Annotated in this window: 16 protein-coding genes; 12 read left to right on the top strand and 4 right to left on the bottom strand. The window is 58.6% G+C overall.

The annotated features are described in order from the left end of the window. Positions 1–121: 121 nt before the first annotated feature. Entirely contained in the window at positions 122–361 is a 240-nt protein-coding gene (locus tag AAAX34_RS03410) for a transposase (protein WP_349109966.1), read from the bottom strand. A 468-nt stretch (positions 362–829) separates the two neighbouring features. Here AAAX34_RS03410 and AAAX34_RS03405 point away from each other — a divergent pair, with 468 nt between their 5' ends. The 8 genes from AAAX34_RS03405 (at position 830) to yihA (ending at position 10,079) form a co-directional block, all read left to right on the top strand. Next, positions 830–1,840 (top strand): LacI family DNA-binding transcriptional regulator, encoded by a 1,011-nt coding sequence (locus tag AAAX34_RS03405; RefSeq protein WP_349109965.1) that lies wholly within the window; start codon positions 830–832, stop codon positions 1,838–1,840. A 184-nt stretch (positions 1,841–2,024) separates the two neighbouring features. Beyond that, on the top strand, positions 2,025–3,407 hold the full coding sequence (locus AAAX34_RS03400; RefSeq protein WP_117743236.1) for a family 43 glycosylhydrolase: 1,383 nt from the start codon (positions 2,025–2,027) through the stop codon (positions 3,405–3,407). Between the two features lie 45 nt (positions 3,408–3,452). Further along, positions 3,453–4,904 (top strand): PTS transporter subunit EIIC, encoded by a 1,452-nt coding sequence (locus tag AAAX34_RS03395; protein ID WP_349109964.1) that lies wholly within the window; start codon positions 3,453–3,455, stop codon positions 4,902–4,904. A gap of 101 nt (positions 4,905–5,005) precedes the next feature. Beyond that, positions 5,006–6,448, top strand: a complete 1,443-nt coding sequence (locus AAAX34_RS03390; protein ID WP_349109963.1) for a glycoside hydrolase family 32 protein — start codon at positions 5,006–5,008, stop codon at positions 6,446–6,448. A 276-nt stretch (positions 6,449–6,724) separates the two neighbouring features. Further along, a complete protein-coding gene (locus tag AAAX34_RS03385; protein ID WP_349109962.1) occupies positions 6,725–7,579 on the top strand; it encodes a DegV family protein in 855 nt (284 codons plus the stop codon). Positions 7,580–7,766: 187 nt separating this feature from the next. Further along, on the top strand, positions 7,767–8,585 hold the full coding sequence (gene pflA, locus AAAX34_RS03380) for a pyruvate formate-lyase-activating protein (protein WP_349109961.1): 819 nt from the start codon (positions 7,767–7,769) through the stop codon (positions 8,583–8,585). Between the two features lie 124 nt (positions 8,586–8,709). Continuing rightward, entirely contained in the window at positions 8,710–9,450 is a 741-nt protein-coding gene (gene mtnN, locus AAAX34_RS03375) for a 5'-methylthioadenosine/S-adenosylhomocysteine nucleosidase (protein WP_006234870.1), read from the top strand. Positions 9,451–9,488: 38 nt separating this feature from the next. After that, positions 9,489–10,079, top strand: a complete 591-nt coding sequence (gene yihA / locus AAAX34_RS03370) for a ribosome biogenesis GTP-binding protein YihA/YsxC (protein ID WP_006234871.1) — start codon at positions 9,489–9,491, stop codon at positions 10,077–10,079. Between the two features lie 240 nt (positions 10,080–10,319). Here the strand turns inward: yihA and thrB are convergent, their stop codons facing one another. Both thrB and thrC read right to left on the bottom strand, forming a co-directional pair. Then, positions 10,320–11,201, bottom strand: coding sequence for a homoserine kinase (thrB, locus tag AAAX34_RS03365; protein ID WP_006234874.1), 882 nt, complete (start codon positions 11,199–11,201; stop codon positions 10,320–10,322). Positions 11,202–11,404: 203 nt separating this feature from the next. Beyond that, positions 11,405–12,922, bottom strand: coding sequence for a threonine synthase (thrC, locus tag AAAX34_RS03360; RefSeq protein WP_349109960.1), 1,518 nt, complete (start codon positions 12,920–12,922; stop codon positions 11,405–11,407). 104 nt (positions 12,923–13,026) lie between these two features. Here thrC and AAAX34_RS03355 point away from each other — a divergent pair, with 104 nt between their 5' ends. The 3 genes from AAAX34_RS03355 (at position 13,027) to AAAX34_RS03345 (ending at position 16,598) form a co-directional block, all read left to right on the top strand. Next, complete coding sequence (locus AAAX34_RS03355) at positions 13,027–14,415, top strand: aspartate kinase (protein WP_035137628.1); 1,389 nt, start codon at positions 13,027–13,029, stop codon at positions 14,413–14,415. Positions 14,416–14,589: 174 nt separating this feature from the next. After that, positions 14,590–15,615, top strand: a complete 1,026-nt coding sequence (locus tag AAAX34_RS03350) for an aspartate-semialdehyde dehydrogenase (RefSeq protein WP_035137626.1) — start codon at positions 14,590–14,592, stop codon at positions 15,613–15,615. Between the two features lie 404 nt (positions 15,616–16,019). Further along, positions 16,020–16,598: a methylated-DNA--[protein]-cysteine S-methyltransferase gene (locus tag AAAX34_RS03345; RefSeq protein ID WP_349109959.1), complete on the top strand. Its 579-nt coding sequence runs from the start codon at positions 16,020–16,022 to the stop codon at positions 16,596–16,598. A gap of 311 nt (positions 16,599–16,909) precedes the next feature. Here AAAX34_RS03345 and AAAX34_RS03340 read toward each other — a convergent pair whose 3' ends face one another. After that, complete coding sequence (locus AAAX34_RS03340; protein WP_347479034.1) at positions 16,910–17,548, bottom strand: GyrI-like domain-containing protein; 639 nt, start codon at positions 17,546–17,548, stop codon at positions 16,910–16,912. A gap of 271 nt (positions 17,549–17,819) precedes the next feature. On the opposite strand from AAAX34_RS03340, the gene AAAX34_RS03335 reads away from it, so the two are divergent. Next, positions 17,820–18,521 carry an ABC transporter ATP-binding protein gene (locus tag AAAX34_RS03335; RefSeq protein WP_349109958.1) on the top strand — a complete coding sequence of 234 codons (702 nt, stop codon included), beginning with the start codon at positions 17,820–17,822 and terminating at the stop codon, positions 18,519–18,521. Positions 18,522–18,526: the final 5 nt, after the last annotated feature.

Genomic DNA, 18,526 nt, shown 5'->3' with positions numbered 1-18,526 from the left:
CGAGGGACGGCCCCGTCAAGCCGTGACCGGAATCGGTGAAAATACGTTAGCGCAACCGGTGAAACCGCCTTTGCGCGAACGGCGCGCCTGCTTAGCGAAACTGGTGAAAAATAGATTGACGCTAACACCTGGTGAGGCCCGCCCCGTAGGACGACGTCCCCTCCATCGCGACGCAGGCCGGCTCCCCGGCCGCCGCGATCGCCCCGGCGAGCGCCTCGTATCCCGCCGCGTCGGCGGGGAACCGGCGGGACAGGACCTTGCGGCCCCTCCAGTCGAGGACGCACAGCCAGTGCGAGTCGGCGTGGGTGTCGACCCCGCAGAAGACCGGCCCGCGGGCGCCGGGTGTCGATTCGGTTCTCATGTCTCGCTCCGTTCTTTCCGTGCTCGCCTGGACCGGGCAGACGGCACACTGACGGGGCGCGATAGAATGCGGTTGTTCGGGTCCGCGGTATCGCTCCATGCTCCTATTAGGTCATGCGGCGGTCTCGGCTCGCCGCGGCCCGCGCGGGACATGTCAGGAAACGAGGGCAGCCCTGTGGGCGCCAGCGGAATGTGGGGTCACCGCGCGGTCCGCATCTGATGGTGTCGACGTCAATGGTATACGGGTGCATCATCGACGTCTTCAATACAGAAAATATCAGTGCGGAATGTTTTGAGAGGTAGCCCAAACAGGCCCGGCGGGGGTCCTGTGTAGTCACCCTTTAGGCGGAACTCTTCTGATTATTTGGATGAGTCGTTTACTTACTTGTACTGTTACCGTCTTCCCGCTCTTGTTGGGGTATGCTTTGTTCGTATGTAAACGTATGACATGTTGATGGGGGAGGGTGCTATGGCTCGCGAGAGTGCTCGTTCTAAGGATACGGCTAAGCCTGGCATCAAGGAAGTTGCAGCGGTGGCGGGGGTTTCGCCTACTACGGTATCTCGCGTGCTTAATAATCACGGCTATATTAGCCAAGAGACCCGCGATAAGGTCCATGCCGCGATGAAGCGCATCAACTATACGCCCAACGATATCGCCCGTGCCATGCTCAACGGTCGCCTGAATCTTATCGGTATGATCGTCCCCTATGTCAGCAGTCCGTTTCATGCCCAAGTGGTTCAAGTCATTGAGCATACCCTGGCCGAAAACGGTTTTAAGATGCTGCTGTGCAATACCGCCAATCGACCCGAGCTTGAGCGCTCTTATATCGACATGCTTCGACGCAATATGGTTGATGGCGTCATCGTCAACTCGCTTAATATCGGTGCCGAGGCGTATGCCGAGATGGGCTTGAGTCTGGTTGGTATCGACTGCGACCTTGGCGAAGCCTCTGTTCAGATTGCGAGCGACAGCTATAGCATCGGCGAACTTGCCACGCGTCGCCTGATCGATGACGGATGTTCACGCATCCTGTGCCTGCGCAGCAATAGCCGCATGCGCATGCCTGCCAATAAGCGTACCGATGCCTACCTCGATGTTGTTGAGCAGGCCGGTTTGCCCGCGCTTGTCCGTGAGGTTGAGTTCGTTAAGCCCGACGACGAAAAGAGCGCGGTCGTTGCGAAGATCCTCGATGAGAACCCCGATATTGACGGCATCTTTGCGGGAGACGACACGATGGCGGCTATCTGTCTTAACGTGATGAAGCAGCGCGGCTTGAGCGCTCCGGGCGATATTAAGGTCGTGGGCGCGGATGGTGCCCGCCGCACTATGACGTTTATGCCTGACTTAACAACCGTACGCCAAGATATCGATCGCATCGGAGAGCTCGCGGCGCAATCCATCATTGCTCTTATTAACGGCGAAAAGCCCGAATCGAATATCAAGCTCCCCGTTGAACTCATTGAGGGTAAAACCGCGTAGTTCATCCCGTGCCAAAAGAATTCCTCAAACACCTCTGATGACCGTTCGCCGGCATATGTCAACCGTTTGCCGACGACTGGAACTGCGAAAAGACGTATTGGTGTGAAAACGTTTGACATATGAAAACGATTGACATATCTTGCAGTTGTACCGAGTTAGTATCTCGTGAGAAAGGAAGTCTCGGATGCACAAGGTGTATTACCAGCCTGAGGGAATTTGGGTAGGCGACATCATGCCGTACGGCGAGGACGGCACGTTCTATCTCTACCATCAGCGTGACACGCGAAACCCCGGACCTTTCGGAGAGCCGTTTGGCTGGGCACTCGCGACAACCAAGGACTTCGTCAATTACAAAGACTTTGGCGAGAGCCTTGAGCGTGGCGGCGACGAGGAAGTCGACCAGTATGTTTATGCCGGCACGGTGTTTAAGGTGGGCGACAAGTACCATGCGCTCTACACTGGTTGCAATCGCGATAAGGTCAAGGCACGCTTGATGAAGCAGGTTCTTCTTCACGCAACGAGTGACGACGCCGTCAAGTGGGAGAAGAACATCGCCGAGACGCTGCTTCCGCCCCAGGAGGGTTACGATGACCGCAACTGGCGCGATCCCTTTGTGCTTTGGGATGAGGAGAACGAAGAGTACATGCTCATCCTCGGCACGCGTGTGGGCGAGGACAAGCGTCTGATGACCGGTCGTCTGGTCAAGTTCACCTCCAAGGACCTGGATACCTGGGAGTTCCAGGGCGACTGGTGGAATCCGGGCCTGTACACCATGTTCGAGATGCCTGATCTCTTTAAGATGGGCGACTGGTGGTATCTGGTGTTCTCCGAGTACAGTGATGGCAACAAGACCCGTTACCGCATGTCTCGCTCTATCAACGGTCCTTGGATCACTCCTGCGGACGATTCCTTCGATGGCCGCGCGTACTATGCCGCGCGTACCGCATTTGATGGCGAGCGCCGCGTTCTCTTTGGTTGGGTTCCTACGCGTGACGAGGGCGGTGACCCCAGCTCTTACCTGTGGGGTGGCACCTTTATGCCTCTCGAGATCGTTCAGCGTGCTGACGGAACGCTCGGCACCAAGCTCCCCGACAGCATGCTTGGCGCCTTTGGCGAGGCTAAGGCAGTCGAGGCCTTTGAGCTTTCCTGCGAGTCGGGCAAGGTCGAGCAGGTGCTCGCCGCGGATGCCGGTTCCACCTATATGCTCGATGCCGACATCGAGCTCGCCGGTGACGCTGCCGGCTTCTCGGTGAAGCTTGCCGAGGACGCCGAGTCCGGTCTTGCCTATGAGTTCCGCGCCAACCTGCGTGAGGGCAAGCTCGAGTTTACGGCGGCCCCCCAGTATCCGTGGTTCCAGGTCAACAACATGGGCCTCGAGCGTCCGTTGTTCTTTAAGGGCGAGGGCACTCATCATGTGCGCCTGGTCGTTGACGACGATATCGCGACCATCTTTGTCGATGATGTTGCGCTTAACGCGCGCTTCTGCAATAAGCAGGGCCAGGGTGTGGCGCTGACGGTCACCGACGGTACGCTCAAGTGCGCAAATGCAACGATCGCGTCTCTGTAATGGCATCAAAACGTCTTATGATTTCGTAAAGGAATGGAGAGGAACATGGACTACAAAGTAGTGTCTCAGCAAGTCGTCGATAACGTCGGCGGTTTGGAGAACATCGAGGGCGCCACGCATTGCGTTACGCGTCTGCGTCTGGTGCTCAAGGATACGAGCAAGTACAACAAGGCCGAGCTCGAGAACATCGATGGCGTCAAGGGCGTGCTGTACAACAGCGGCCAGCTCATGATCATCTTCGGTACCGGTACCGTCAACAAGGTCTACGATGAGTTTATGGCTCTGACGGGCGTTAAGGAGATCAGCGCTTCCGAGGTCAAGGGCGCCGAGGCGGACAAGAAGGGCAAGTTCTTCTCGGTCCTCAAGGTATTCTCGGACATCTTTATCCCCATCATTCCCGCCTTCGTCGGCGCCGCTATCATCATCGGCCTTAAGTCGCTGATCGTTGCCAACGGCCTCTTTGGCATGGAGGGCAGCCTTGCCGATCACAGCGAGTTCCTCAAGAACCTCGCAAGCTTCTTTGCCATTATCGCCACCACGTTTGACTACCTGCCTGTCCTGGTTATGTACAGCGCGGTGAAGCGTTTTGGCGGTAACCCGATTCTGGGCATCCTCGTCGGTATCGTCATGGTTCACCCGAGCCTTATGAACCGCAACACGTTCGTTATGGACCCGACGGGTGCTGAGTACTGGAACTTTGGTCCGCTCTCCATTCCCATGGTTGCTTTCCAGGGTGGCGTGTTCCCTGCAATCCTGACTGCCTGGTTTATGGCCAAGGTCGAAAAGATTGCCCAGAAGTACATCCCCGAGGTCGTTTCGTTCGTCTTTGTCCCGACCGTTACCCTGATTCTTGCTAACGTCGCCCTGTTCATCGTGTTCGGCCCGCTCGGCAACCTGATCGGCGACGTCCTCGCCGGCGTAATCGATATCCTGTACAACAGGATGGGCGTCTTTGGTGCCTTTGTCTTCGCCGCGTTCCTGCAGCCGCTTGTCGTTACCGGTACGCATCAGTTCATCCAGGGTATCGAGGCAAACCTCGTTGCCACGACTGGCTTCAACTACATCCAGGCCATCTGGTCGGTTTCCATCATCGCCCAGGGCGGCGGCGCCATCGGCATGTACCTCATTCACAAGAAGCATTCCAAAGAGCGCAACATCTGCATGTCGTCCTTTATCCCGACGCTGGTCGGTATCTCCGAGCCCGCAATCTTTGCTGCAAACATGCGCTACTCGATCATCCCGTTCATCTGCGCTTGCATCGGTGCAGGCTGCGGCGGTGCCTTCGTGAAGCTCTTTGAGGTGCGCGCCATCGGTCAGGGTCTGACCGGCGTGCTTGGCCTGCTCATCGTCACGCCCGAGACGCTCGTGTGGTATGTGGCTGGCAATCTCATCGCCTTCATCGTGCCGATCGTCTTGATCTTTGCCTACAACAAGGCAAAGGGCGTGCCGACCACCGATGAAGAGGGCGCTGGCGCTGGCTTCGACGTTAGCTTCTAGTTGAGCCGTTCAGCGTAATGTGCGGATAAGTCCATTTGGGGAAGGGCGTTCGGCTCGTGCGAGTCGAGCGTCCTTTCCCATAGACGAGAAAGTCAACGGCGATGTTTAATCAAAAAAATAAGGTGACACGCGCGGACTATGAGCAGTGGCGTGCCGGACAGGATGAGACGGCGGCTCGCATCGCATCCGACCCCGATAGGCTTTTGTTCCATGTGGAGCCTGAGCTTGGCTGGCTCAACGACCCCAATGGTTTGGTTCAGATTGGTGATACGTATCACATCTATCATCAATACGATCCGTTCGATGCTGCGCATGGCGGTCCAGTGCTTTGGAACCATCTGACGACAAAGGATTTTGTGACGTACGAGAATCACGGCCCCGTGCTGTTCCCCGATTCCGATTTGGATTCGAGTGGAGCGTATTCTGGTTCTGCCTTTGTACGTGATGGCAAGATTCACTACTTCTATACCGGCAACGTTAAGCATTTTGACCGTGATGATTACGACTACGTGTTGACGGGCCGTGAGCAAAACCAAATTCATATGGTTGCCGAGAATCCCGACGAATTGGGCGAGAAGCGCATAGCTGTTGGGCCGGTCGATTACCCCGACGATATCGGTACGCACGTGCGCGACCCCAAGATCCTTGAACACGACGGTATCTACTACATGGTTCTCGGCGCTCGTACGAAAGACGATCGCGGGTGCGTGCTTGTCTATACCTCGCGTGATCTAGAGGACTGGGGCTATGCGACGCGCATTGAGTTGGGCGAGAAGTTTGGCTTTATGTGGGAGTGCCCCGATCTGTTTGAGCTCGATGGCGAGCTTATTCTCGTTTGCTGTCCGCAGGGTGTGCCTGCCGATGGTTGGCGTTACCGCAATCCGCATCAGTGCGTGTGGTTCCCCATCGAGGCCGATTGGGAGGCGCCGAGCTTTAAAATCGTCGGGAAGGGCATGCCCCCGATGGTCGATGCCGGTTTTGATTTCTATGCTCCGCAGTCCTTTGAGGATGCTGCAGGCCGGCGATTGATGATCGGATGGTCGGGTTGCCCCGATGCGACGGCGGAAAACCCGACGGTGGCGCGCGGGTGGCAGTGCGCGTTGACGGTGCCGCGAGAGTTGAGCATGCGCGGCGGCAAGCTCTGCCAGCAACCGGCGCACGAGATTGAGAGAATGCGCGGCAATTGCGTTCGTGCTGTAGGCGGTGAAACCGTTGAGGAGCCGGGTCGCCTGTTTGATCTTGTGGTTTCCTGTGAGGGAGCCAAGATGGTCGAGCTCGAGATTCGCAAGGGTGTCTTTGTACGCTATACGGACGGGATGCTTGCCCTCGACATGGGTGACGAAGGCTATGGGCGCGACCAGAGGTCGATCGAGCTCAGCGAGCTTCGCGACCTGCGCGTGCTTTCGGACGCTACGATGGTCGAGATTTTTGCCAACGGTGGCGAGGCAGCACTTACGAGCCGTACCTATTCGCCGGCGGTTCCGGCGATGGAGCTGCACGCCGAGGGTGCGGCGTCGATGGATTTCTACCGCCTCGCTCATTAACCGTGCATGGAGCACGATTGGACTTGTTGGGCGGAATGTGTCGCAGTTGCCGCGGCCAGCTACCGCTTATCGCGTATAGCGACCGTTTGCGGAATAAGTAACACTCCTTAATAAACCGTGTAGAATCTCAGATAAGCACGGAGTTTTCCAGGGAGACGCTGTCCTTTGTTGTGTGCAAGGGGCGGCGTCTCTTTGGCGCTCTGCCGCCGTTGTGCAACAGTGCGGCGACGCGTGCCATGTATTGAAAAGCCAATGTCGAGATGGGTCGTGATAATAATGGGCAAGTACGTAATCGTGGTTGAGTCTGGGTCGGATGTAACGCCGGAGCTCTGCGAGCGCTACGGCATCGTGCGCGTGCCTATGCGTGTCACGATTGGTGACGAGACCGTCGAGGACGGCTCGATCGATCCGCTCGAGATTTATTCGCGCTGCAACGAGTTTGGCGTGATGCCCAAGACCAGTGGCTGTTCGCCAGCGGATTTTGCGCATGTGTACGACCGCATCCATGCCGAGCAGCCCGACGCGACTATTTTGCATCTTGCATATTCCGAGGCCACGACCTGTTCGCATCAGTCCTCTAAGATTGCGGCTCAGGGGCGCGACTACGTGTTCTCCATGGACACGCGCTTTGTCTCGGTGGGCCAGTCGCTCGTTGTCGTCGAGACCGCCAAATACATCGAGGCTCACCCCGATGCCACCGTCGACGAGATCTTTGCATTTACGAATTCCGTCATGGACCGCGTGCTGTTGGGCTTTGTTCCTACCGACCTTGCCTTCCTTAAGGCAGGTGGTCGCTTGTCAAACGTCGCGTTCCTTGGCGCCCACCTGCTCAAGATTAAGCCCTGCATTGAGGTAACGGGCGGTAAGTTTGTGGCGACCAAGAAGTTCCGCGGCTCTATGCTCAAATGCGCCCGTGCCTTTATTGATCACATGGTAGAGAAGGGCGAGATCGACTACTCGCATATTGGCCTGGCGTATTCGGTGGGTCTTTCCGAGGAGTTGCGCGACGACATGGAAGTCTATGCACACGATCTTGGCTTTAAGGACATTACCTGGACTCAGGTCGGCGGCGTCATCTCGAGCCATTGCGGCCCGACCGCCTTCGGCGCGGTGCTTACGCTTAAGGCGTAAGGCCTGGCGTCTATCGATTTCTATTGCCACGGCGGCGGGCGGGTTGCGATAACCCTCCCGCCGCTCTTGCGTTGGGTCAAATAGAACAGCCCAATTGACCGCTAAACCATTTCACCATCATGCGTATGGGCTAGAATGGCTCTGGCATTTTAATTGGTTGCATCCAAGGAGAGGCAAGGTAGCGCGAATGGCAGAAATGACGCTTGAGGGTGTGGACGCTCGTCCCGAGGACTCTGCGTTTGCCCTTGGCCGCGTGCATTCAATCGAGACGATGGGAACGGTCGACGGACCCGGCATCCGCTTTGTGGTGTTTGTTCAGGGCTGTCCCATGCGCTGCGCGTATTGCCACAATCCCGATACCTGGTCGGTCAACGGCGGCACGATGGTGACCGTCGAGCACCTCATGGATGAGTTCCAGAGTAACCACGAGTTCTATCGCAGCGGCGGAATTACGGTTTCGGGCGGCGAGCCGCTTCTGCAGCCCGAGTTTTTGGCCGACCTGTTCCGTGCAATGCACAACAACCCCGATGGTCGTGTGCATACCTGCCTGGATAGCTGTGGCTACGCCTTCGACCCTCAGCATCCCGAGAAGTTCGATGCCGTGCTCAACGAGACCGACATGGTACTGCTCGATATTAAGCATGCCGACCCGGTCGAGCATAAAAAGCTGACCGGTTGTGATCCCGCACGCATCCTGGCGTTTGGCGATGAGCTTGCACGTCGCAATATCAAGGTCGTTATCCGCCACGTGGTTGTGCCGGGCATTACCGACACGGTGGAGGAGTGCGAGAAGCTCGGTCGCCTCATCGCTCCATGGCACAACGTGGTGGGCCTGGAAATGCTGCCGTATCACACGATGGGTGTCGTCAAGTACGAGCAACTGGGCATTCCCTATAAGCTCGAGGGCGTGCCCCAGATGGATACCGCGCGCATGCCCGAGTTGCGCAATGCCGTCATGACGGGCATGAAAAAGCGCCGCGCCGAACTCAAAAACGCCATCGGCTAGCGTGCCATTTTTGCCCCTTTATGATATCCGAGCTGCACTGGCTTAGCGTGTTCGTTTGGCGAGGTCAAACAAAATGCTGGTACCATACCTTGGTTGAGAATTTCGTATAGGTTTGGGGAATGGTATGGCTACCATCGCGATTATCGGTGCGCTCGAAAAAGAGATCATGCAGATTAAGGAAGAGCTGAGCGACGTTTGCGAGGCACGGGAGGCAGGCTTGACCGTTGTGAGCGGTGAGCTCGACGGCCTGACAGTTGTCGCCACAACGGCGGGCATGGGCACGGTGAACGCCGCTGCTGCAACACAGCACCTCATTAGCAAGTATGCTCCGCAGGCTGTTGTGTTTTCTGGCATTGCGGGCGGTTTGAACCCCAAGCTCCATATCGACGATGTGGTCATTGGCAAACGCCTACGCTATCTGGATACCGATACCGCGCTTATCGCCGAGTCTGCACCGGGGCTCGAGGAGTTTGGCTCGACGCCCGCGCTGGTCGATATTGCCGCCGACGTGCTTGCTGAGCGTGGGTTTGTTGACGCTTCGAAAAATGCAGTCGCTTCGAACGAGGGCACCAAGCAGTTCCTGGTCGGCACGATTGCCACGGGTAACCGCTTTGTGACGGGCGCCACCATGCGCAACGACGCTATCGAGGCGACGCATGCCGATTGTGTCGGCATGGAGGGCGCGGCAATTGCCCATGTCGCAACCAAAAATGGTGTCGATTGCCTGGTGTTGCGCGCTATCAGCGATAATTGTGACGAGGCGTACGATGCAATTTGCGAGCGAGAGTTCGATCTGTTCGAGTACGCGCGTGTCGCAAGTGACATTACGCTCGATATCGTCCGCCGCATTGCCGCTGCGCAATAGCGCGTCTATTTGTAAGAACCTACGACCAAGGAGTGTCCATGGCCGATTCAATTAACTACCAGCTTGCCAAGTTCGTCGCCAGCTATGGCAAGGTTTCGCAGATTCCCGAGTCCACCTGCCCCGAGGTGAGCTTTGTCGGCCGCTCCAACGTGGGCAAGTCGTCGATTATGAACAAGCTATTTGGCCGCAAGAACCTAGTCAAGGTTTCCAGTACGCCGGGCAAGACGAGCAACATCAACTTCTTTGAGGCCGATGACGTGCACTTTGTCGACTTGCCGGGCTACGGTTTCGCCCGCCGTTCCAAGGCTGAGCGCGACCGCTGGGCCGAGCTCATTGGTGACTTCTTTGACTCCGAGCGCAGCTTTAACCTGGTCGTTTCGCTGGTTGACATTCGTCACGACCCTAGCAAGCTCGATCATGACATGATCGACTACCTGCAGGGCAACGAGTTCAACTTTATCGTTTGCCTCACCAAAGCCGACAAGCTCAGCCGCACCCAGCAGGCCCGCCAGGCAGCAGCCATCAAAAAGCAGCTCAACGTCCCGGCCGAAAACGTAATCATCACAAGCTCCCAAACCGGCACCGGTATCGACGAACTCAAAAAGCGCATCGCCGAGGCCTGCCTCTAATAAGCGCCCCTATCAATAAAAGGCAGGCTATCAGCCCGGCGCCCCTTCAAAGCGTGGGTCCCTGTAGACATCGCCGGCAATGTTGTTGTAGGGCCGCCCAAGGGCATCCCCTTAAAAACATTCCGCAGCACGAGGCCCGCTTATCCACGGCTCCGAAGGAGCAGGATAAGCGGGCCTCAAGTGCGAGGACGTTTTTAAGGGGATGCCCTTGGGCGGCTCGGTGGGGTCGACCGGCGATGCCTACAGGTACTCGATTTGAGCGCCCTCGGTGTCGCACGTCAGAATGTGCGTGTCGCACTTGGGGAACTGCTCGCGCAGCTTGACCTGTAGGAACTTTGCCACGATGGTGTCGTCAGTCACGGCCATGAGGGTCGAGCCGGAGCCACTGATCCAGATGGTCTTGGCGCCTCCGTTAAGGCAGGTGTCGCGCACGGCGTTGTAGTCGGGGATGAGGCGGCGGCGATAGGGCTCCTGGATGCGGTCGTCGTTGGCGGCGGCAATCAGGTCAAGGTCGCCGGTCTCCAGGCCGCGCGTCATGCCGGCGATACGGCCCATCTGCCACACGGCGGTGGAGAGCGGAATCTCCTGCGGCACGACCTTGCGCGCCTCGCTCGTATGTACCTCGTAGGGCGGAATCACGGTAATAAAACGCAAGCGATCGCTCACCTCGTAGCGCAGGCACTGGGGGAGCGAATCAGTCGGCGTAAAGGAGCAGACGGCGCCGCCAAGGATGGCGGGAGCGACGTTATCGGGATGCCCCTCGACCTCGGTGGCGATGCGGACGAGCTCGGCACGGTCGACGGTGTGGCCCGTCAGCGCGGCGGCCGCCATGATGCCGGCGACGACGCAGGTGGAGCTGGAACCCAGGCCGCGGGCGACGGGCACGTCGGTCTGGATGTCGATAGCGACGGGGAAGGCCGGCTCGCCCCATGCGGCCAGCGCATCGACAAAGCTGACGTAGACCAGGTTGTTCTCGTTTTGGAACTCCTCGGGGCATCCGGTGATGGTGAGCTTATCGGCGCGCTCGAAGGTGAAGTGCGAATAGAGGCTGACGGCCATGCCGAGGGTATCGTATCCAATGCCCAAGTTGGCGCTGGTTGCTGGGACGGTGATTTTGATCATGTGGGTCCTCCTGGCGTGCCTGGCTGTTTAGTTCGCTGCTCGGGCAGTCCTGCGCAAGATGGAAAGCACATTAAGTGCTTTCCTTTGCGTGCGGAACTCGCGACGAACTAAACAGCCAGGCACGCTGTGCGTGTTCGTCATCATCCCGGGGGTTATCTGATGAAAGAAAGTACGCCGGCTTTCGCCGACGCTTAATAAGGGGTTTAGTTGGTGGCCATCTTTTTTGCTGCAGACTCGACGTAGCCGGCCATCTCATCGACGTCGCAGACGTCTTCGAAACGGACGGGCTTGGATTCGAGTTCGGCGAGCTGGGTCGGGGCGACCGTGTTGGTGGCCTGCTCGAGTATGCGCATAGCCTCAAAGTCGTCTTCGGGAACGTCGAGCCCCAGGGCGTCGCAGCAGGCGCGCGGGAACTTGTAGGGGCTGGCGGTCGAAAGCAGCACGCGGGCCTTGGCGCCCTCGGCGGGGGCGACCTTTTCAAAGACGTGATAGCCGCAAGCGGTGTGCGGGTCGATCACATAGCCGTTTGCATCCCAGCAGTTCTTGATGGCAGCGCGGACCTCGTCCTCGCTGGCCCAGCCGCAGCCAAACACACTCTGGATCTTGGCCAGCAGCTCGGCGGGCACCTCATAGCGACCAGTCTGTGCCAGCTGCTCCATAAGGCCGGCAACGAGTTCGCAGTCGCCATCGGACAGGAAATAAAGCATACGCTCCAGGTTGGAGCTAATAAGGATGTCCATCGACGGCGAGATGGTCGTGAAGAACGGGCGGTTACGGTCGTAAACGCCGGTGGTCAGGAAGTCAGCGAGCACGTTGTTCTTGTCGCTGGCCACGACGAGTTTGGCGACGGGCAGGCCCATGCGCTTGGCATAGTAGCCGGCCAGGATATCGCCAAAGTTGCCGGTCGGTACGCAGAACTCCACGGCGTCGCCGGCCTCGATGGCGCCGGCGCGCAGCAACTGCGCATAGGCGGCAAAGTAGTAGACGACCTGCGGTACCAGACGGCCGACATTGATGGAGTTGGCGCTCGAAAGCACCGTGCCGGCGGCCTCAAGACGCTCAGCTAGCTCCTTATCGGCAAAGATACGCTTGACGGCACTCTGGGCGTCGTCAAAGTTGCCGCGGATTCCGCAGACGGCGACGTTGCTGCCCTCCTGCGTGGACATCTGCAGGTTCTGGACGCGGCTGACCTTGCCCTCGGGATAAAAGACGGTGATGCCCGTGCCCGGAGCGTCGGCAAAACCGGCGAGCGCGGCCTTGCCGGTGTCGCCTGACGTGGCGGTGACGATCATGATGCGCTCGGCGCCGCCGTCCTTGGCGGAAGTGCGGGCCATCAGGCGGGGGAGCATCTGTAGGGCGACGTCCTTGAAGGCGCTTGTGGGGCCGCCAAAGAGCTCCATCACATAGGTCTGAGGGGCGTCAGCGCCCGGCGCTGCGTCGAGTTTGACGAGCGGCGTAACCTCTTCACTCGCGAACGTGCCGCGGTATGCCTCGTCGACACACGCCGAAATTTCTTCGGCCGTGTAATCATTCAGTAACATTCCCAACACATCTTGAGCGATTTCAAAGTACGATTTATCTGCAAGCGAGCTGATATCGACCTGCTGGGTGCCAAGCTCGTCCGAGACAAACAGACCCCCGTCGGGAGCGATGCCGGTACGGATTGCCACCTTACTTGAGCACGATAAAGTGCGTCCTCGTGTACTATGATAAGTTCCCATATAACACTGCTCCTCGGATGCCTTGGTCCCAATCGGTGAAACCATGGTATCAGAGCGCGCAAAACAGGTTCGCAGAGGCTTTTTAGAAAGGTAACCTCCAGCCCATGATTAAGATTGCCAAGTTTGGCGGCTCGTCGGTCGCCGACGCCGAACACTTCAAGAAGATCAAGGCCATCGTCGATGCCGACCCTGCCCGCCGTTTTGTGGTGGTTTCCGCCTGCGGTCGCCGCTTTAAAGGCGACACCAAGGTGACCGACCTGCTCTACCTGGTTAACGCGCACGTTAAGTATCACGTGTCGTGTGAGGAGCTGCTCGAGGACATTGGCCAGCGCTACTTTGATATTGCTGACGAGCTAGGACTTACCTATCCCATCCGCGAGGAGTTTGCGGCCTTTGCCGAGCGTGCCCGCTCGGGCGGCTACTCTACCGAGGAGCTCGTGAGCCGCGGCGAGTACTTCACCGCTCGCCTGATGGCCGAGTACCTGGACCTGCCGTTCCTGGACGCCGCGACGGTTGTGGCGTTCCATCACGACGGTACGCTCAGCATGAATCGCACCTCCGAGCTGGTGCAGGAGTACGGTCAGCAGGGCGGCTTTGTTATGCCCGGTTTCTACGGCGCGACGCGTGAGGGCCAGATTAAGCTGCTCGACCGTGGCGGCGGCGATATTTCCGGCTCGATTCTGGCCAAGTGCCTGGGTGCCGATCTGTACGAGAACTGGACCGACGTCTCGGGCTTCTATTCTGCTGATCCGCGTATTGTTCCCGAGGCTCAGCCCATTGCGCGCGTTACCTACGAGGAGCTGCGCGAGCTTTCGTACATGGGTGCGAGCGTCCTGCACGAGGAGGCCGTGTTCCCCGTGCGCGAGGCCGGCATTCCGCTGGTCATCAAGAACACCAATGCGCCGCAGGACCCCGGCACCATCATTAGCGAGACGGCTGATGAGGGCGAGGCGGAGCCCATCATTACCGGTGTGACCGGCAAGCGCGGTTTTGTCGCCATCAACGTTGCCCGCGACCGCACCAAACCCCGTGTCGGTTTTATGCGCCGCGCGCTTTCGGTCTTCGAGCGCTATGACGTTTCCGTCGAGCACATGCCCACCGGTGTCGACCGCTTTGGCGCCGTGGTGCAGGAGCAGGATGTGCACGACTCGCTGTACTCGCTCGTGGGCGACATTCAACAGGAGGTCGAGCCGCTCGAGATCGAGGTTGTCGAGGGCCTGGCACTTATCGCGACCGTCGGCCGTAACCTGCGCGGGCGCGCAGGTATCTCGGGTCACCTGTTTGGCATGCTTGGCCAGGCCGGCGTGAGCGTGCGTATGATTTCGCAGAGCTGTGACGAGATCAACATCATTATCGGTGTCGAGGAGAAGGACTTCGACCTAGCGATTCAGACCATCTACCGTGCCTTCTCCGACGAGAACGGCATTGTGAAGGTCTCCGATCTGGAGGCTCCCGCGCCGGTCGATCCCGCCCTGGCCACGCTCCACAAGTAGCTGCCATCCCGGTGAATTTTTGGGACAAGTGCCAGAAATCTACGGCGGGGCGTTTCGTTTCGGTTTCGTTTCGACGGGGCGGGTTTCGTGCCCGCCCCGTTCTTGTATACACTGGCAACAATAATCGGCCTGCTCGGCGTGCGGGCAAAAGCCACAACCTTTAAAGGGGGAAGCATGAAACAGTACACGGTTGCTATTTTGGGCGCGACGGGAGCCGTGGGCACCCAGATGCTCGAGTGCCTCAACGAGCAGGAGTTTCCGGTCGGTAAGCTCAAGCTGCTGGCGAGCGCGCGCTCTGCGGGCAAGACCGTTGAGTTCCGCGGCGAGCAGGTTGTGATTGAAGAGGCTTGCCCCGAGGCCTTTGAGGGCTGCGACATCGTGCTCGGCGCTGCCGGCGACGATATCGCCAAGGAGCTGCTGCCCGAGGCCGTCAAGCGCGGCGCCGTCGTGGTCGACAACAGCCACGCCTTCCGCATGGATCCCGAGGTGCCGCTGGTCGTGCCCGAGATCAATGCCGACGATATCAAATGGCATCACGGCCTTATCGCCAATCCCAACTGCGCGACCATCATCGGCCTGGTTCCCACGTGGCCGCTGCATCAGCTTGCCGGCGTGAAGCGCATGATCGTCTCGACGTATCAGGCGGCTTCTGGTGCCGGTGCTCCCGGTATGGCCGAGCTCGAAGCGCAGCTTGCCGCCCTGGGCCGTGGCGAGGAGATTCCCGAGCCGCGCGCTTTTGCCGCCCAGCTGGCGAGCAACCTGATTCCGCAGATTGGCGGCGTCAAGGAGGAGGGCTTTACCTCCGAGGAGATGAAGCTGCAAAACGAGGGCCGCAAGATTATGCACCTGCCCGAGCTGCGCGTGAACTGCACCTGCGTGCGCGTGCCCGTGCTGCGTTCGCACTCCGAGAGCATTACGCTCGAGTTTGAGCGCGATATTACGGTCGAGGAGGCCCGTGCTGCGCTGGCTGCCGCTCCCGGCGTCAAGCTGGTTGACGATATGGCTGCCGAGGATGCGCACGATCGCTTCCCCATGCCGATGGATACGTCCGACCAGGACCTGATTTGGGTCGGTCGCGTGCGTCGCGACATCTCGAACCCCGAGGCCGCGCGCGGTATCACCTTCTGGTGCTGCGGCGACCAAATCCGTAAGGGCGCGGCAACCAACGCCGTCCAGATCGCTAAGCTGCTCTGCGAGTAAGTTGACCTGTCCGGCGGGGGCCGGGCTTAGTTTTCAGAACGTCCTCGACCATGTGTGGCGCCTTGTCCTGCTCCTTCGGAGCCGCGGACAAGGCGCCACACTGGTCTGCGGAGTGTTCTGAAAGCTAAGCCCGGCCCCCGCCTGCGGTGACTCGGCTGCGAGCAGTCTGCGATGGGGCCGTTGTTGGTTGGGGCCGCTGGGCTGATGTGGGGGGCGCGCGGCTGTTGCGGGCCCTGGTCCCGGCGGCGGCCTCGGCGCTTCGCGCCTGCCGCCTTTGGGGACTGTGGGGCGTGGCCGGCAGCTGCGGCGCGTTGCGCCTGCTGCTTTGGGTGACTTTGGGGTCGATTGGGGTTGTCTGCACAGTTCGCGGTATTATGTTTGCGGAGTTTTGAAAGGAGCCGCTGGTGGTCACGACGACGTTTGCTTCGCCTTTGGGCGAAATCCTGCTTGCCGCTGATGGCCGCGGTTTGACGGGGCTTTGGTTTGAGGGGCAGGAGCACTTTGGCTCCACGCTTCTCAAAGAAGATCCCGAACATGTTGAAGGCGCCGATGCGGTTTCTGGTGCTGGCGGCATGTCTTCGGTGAATCCGACAAACGGTGCTGCCTCGTCGGTACTTGAGCGTTCTTGGGCTTGGCTGAATGCTTATTTTGCGGGGCAGGAGCCTCAGTTTACGCCGCCGTTGCATATGATTGGTACGGCGTTTCAGCGCGAGGTTTGGTTTGAGCTGCTTTCTATCCCGCGTGGCGAGGTCGCTACGTATGGTGAGATCGCCCAGCGTGTTGCGGCTCGACATCGTGTACCGGGAAACGAGGCACCCGTTGTGTCTCCCCGTGCCGTGGGGGCCGCGGTCGCTCGCAACCCTGTTTCGATTATCGTGCCGTGCCATCGCGTGGTGGCGGCCGATGGTTCGCTCAACGGATATGCCGGCGGGCTCGATCGCAAGGAGTGGCTACTTCGGCTCGAGGGTGCGTACGAGGAGTAACGCTCGAGTACTTTGCCTGAAGTAGCCGACTTCGACCAAAGCTCGCTCGAGTTCGCTTTGATCAGAGCACTTAAGACCCTTGTTTTCTGTCAATAGTGCTATCTGTTCGTTGATGGATATCCACGACTTCTGGTATTTCATTTAAGCCTCTTGATATAAAAAGAGCTGGAGTTGCGCATCGTTGAGAGGCTTTCCAGCTTTAGAGACATAAAATTATAAGATACGATGACCTGCGTCAAGGAAGCTGCCAGATGACCTTGGAGCGGCTGATTGCCTGGACTAAAACCTGATGCGCGGGGCGGCGCTCCACGCTATTCAGCGCGCTTGATAGGATGACGAACCACAGTCTTAAGTTTCTCCGGCGCACACTTGCGTGGATCGGAGAGATAGATTTCGTGATGTAAACGGGTGTCTGAGAAGTCGGGGACATAGCCCTGCTCGGTCGTGTATTCATGCATGGCGTTTACGGTCGCCGGTTCGTTGTCGTAGGGCCCGGTGTGCATGCATTGAACGCAGAGACCCTCGTCAACTTTAAGCAGCTCGACGGCGGAAAAGTCCAGTTTCTTTTTGGTTGTGGCTTCCGCGACCGCCCAGTCAAAGTCATCTCGGGTGACGAAATCGGGCAGGCGGATGCACGAGATAAAGTTGAAATCGTCCTTGCGTACATAATCGATGTCGCCGCTCGGGGAGTCTTGCCACCAGAAACCCTCGAGCGGCGGTACCACAAAGTCGAAATAGCCCTCGATACTCCTTGAGCCTTTCTTCGACATCTTGATGGTATAGGCGATGCCGTAAAGCAGCGGCAGGGCGTTTTGATACTCGCCACCTTCGGTATTTGGGTCGCCCTTTCCGCGAACGGCAACGTAGCTCATAGGCGGGACAGTTACGATACTCGGCTTGCTTGCAGGTTTGTAGAGCTCCTTGCATTCCTTCTTAAAGTCGAACGCCATGTTGGCCGCCTTTCTGCGTATTGGCCTGCTTAGATAGCCGAATCATATCATAGAAACGAACAGCTGTTCGAATGATTTGGCTGACAGATTGAGATGCGTGCGTTGTGTTTGGCGGTCGGCCTGACCCAATCGATGATTTCTCTGCCTCCCCGGCGTCTCATCTATAGCTTCCATTTCCCCATATAAAACCTGCCAAAATGAACCTGTCCCTTTTTGGTCGGTGCGAAATGGGTAATACTAAAGAGTTATCCGACCAGATGGGAACCGATCGATGGCCTATATCGAATTCAAAGACGTCATCAAGACATACGGCGAGGGCGACGCCCGCATTCACGCACTCGACGGCGCGAGCTTTACGGTCGAGCGCGGCGAGCTCGCCATCATTTTGGGTGCTTCTGGTGCCGGCAAGACCACGGCGCTCAACATTCTGGGCGGCATGGATACGGCGACTTCCGGCACCGTGACGGTGGACGGGCGCGATGTGAGCTCCGCTAACGAGGCGCAGCTCGTGGAATACCGCCGCGCCGACGTCGGCTTTGTCTTCCAGTTCTACAATCTGGTCCCCAACCTGACGGCGCTCGAAAACGTCGAGCTCGCGGCACAGATTTGCCCCGATTCGCTCGATGCCGAGCAAACGCTTCGTCAGGTTGGCCTGGGCGAGCGCCTCGCCAACTTCCCCGCGCAACTTTCGGGCGGCGAGCAGCAGCGCGTGTCCATTGCCCGCGCACTGGCCAAGAACCCCAAGCTTCTTTTATGCGACGAGCCCACGGGCGCGCTCGACTATAAAACCGGCAAGCAGATCTTGCAGCTGCTGCAGGATACCTGCCGCAAGCAGGGCATTACGGTCATCATCATCACGCACAACTCCGCGCTCGCGCCCATGGCCGATCGCCTGATCCGCTTTAAGAGTGGTCGCGTGGAGAGCGAGACGGTCCAGCAAAATCCCGTGCCTATCGAGACGATCGAGTGGTAGCGCCC

This window comes from Collinsella sp. CLA-ER-H4, assembly GCF_040092395.1.
Classification (GTDB): domain Bacteria; phylum Actinomycetota; class Coriobacteriia; order Coriobacteriales; family Coriobacteriaceae; genus Collinsella.
The sequence above is the reverse complement of the archived record's forward strand: the minus strand, read 5'-3'. Positions and strand labels throughout refer to the sequence as shown.

Excerpts from the sequence above, each read along its gene's own strand:
- AAAX34_RS03410 (WP_349109966.1), bottom strand. The coding sequence starts at position 361 with ATGAGAACCGAATCGACACCCGGCGCCCGCGGGCCGGTCTTCTGCGGG.
- AAAX34_RS03405 (WP_349109965.1), top strand. The coding sequence starts at position 830 with ATGGCTCGCGAGAGTGCTCGTTCTAAGGATACGGCTAAGCCTGGCATC.
- AAAX34_RS03400 (WP_117743236.1), top strand. The coding sequence starts at position 2,025 with ATGCACAAGGTGTATTACCAGCCTGAGGGAATTTGGGTAGGCGACATC.
- AAAX34_RS03395 (WP_349109964.1), top strand. The coding sequence starts at position 3,453 with ATGGACTACAAAGTAGTGTCTCAGCAAGTCGTCGATAACGTCGGCGGT.
- AAAX34_RS03390 (WP_349109963.1), top strand. The coding sequence starts at position 5,006 with ATGTTTAATCAAAAAAATAAGGTGACACGCGCGGACTATGAGCAGTGG.
- AAAX34_RS03385 (WP_349109962.1), top strand. The coding sequence starts at position 6,725 with ATGGGCAAGTACGTAATCGTGGTTGAGTCTGGGTCGGATGTAACGCCG.
- pflA (WP_349109961.1), top strand. The coding sequence starts at position 7,767 with ATGGCAGAAATGACGCTTGAGGGTGTGGACGCTCGTCCCGAGGACTCT.
- mtnN (WP_006234870.1), top strand. The coding sequence starts at position 8,710 with ATGGCTACCATCGCGATTATCGGTGCGCTCGAAAAAGAGATCATGCAG.
- yihA (WP_006234871.1), top strand. The coding sequence starts at position 9,489 with ATGGCCGATTCAATTAACTACCAGCTTGCCAAGTTCGTCGCCAGCTAT.
- thrB (WP_006234874.1), bottom strand. The coding sequence starts at position 11,201 with ATGATCAAAATCACCGTCCCAGCAACCAGCGCCAACTTGGGCATTGGA.
- thrC (WP_349109960.1), bottom strand. The coding sequence starts at position 12,922 with ATGGGAACTTATCATAGTACACGAGGACGCACTTTATCGTGCTCAAGT.
- AAAX34_RS03355 (WP_035137628.1), top strand. The coding sequence starts at position 13,027 with ATGATTAAGATTGCCAAGTTTGGCGGCTCGTCGGTCGCCGACGCCGAA.
- AAAX34_RS03350 (WP_035137626.1), top strand. The coding sequence starts at position 14,590 with ATGAAACAGTACACGGTTGCTATTTTGGGCGCGACGGGAGCCGTGGGC.
- AAAX34_RS03340 (WP_347479034.1), bottom strand. The coding sequence starts at position 17,548 with ATGGCGTTCGACTTTAAGAAGGAATGCAAGGAGCTCTACAAACCTGCA.
- AAAX34_RS03335 (WP_349109958.1), top strand. The coding sequence starts at position 17,820 with ATGGCCTATATCGAATTCAAAGACGTCATCAAGACATACGGCGAGGGC.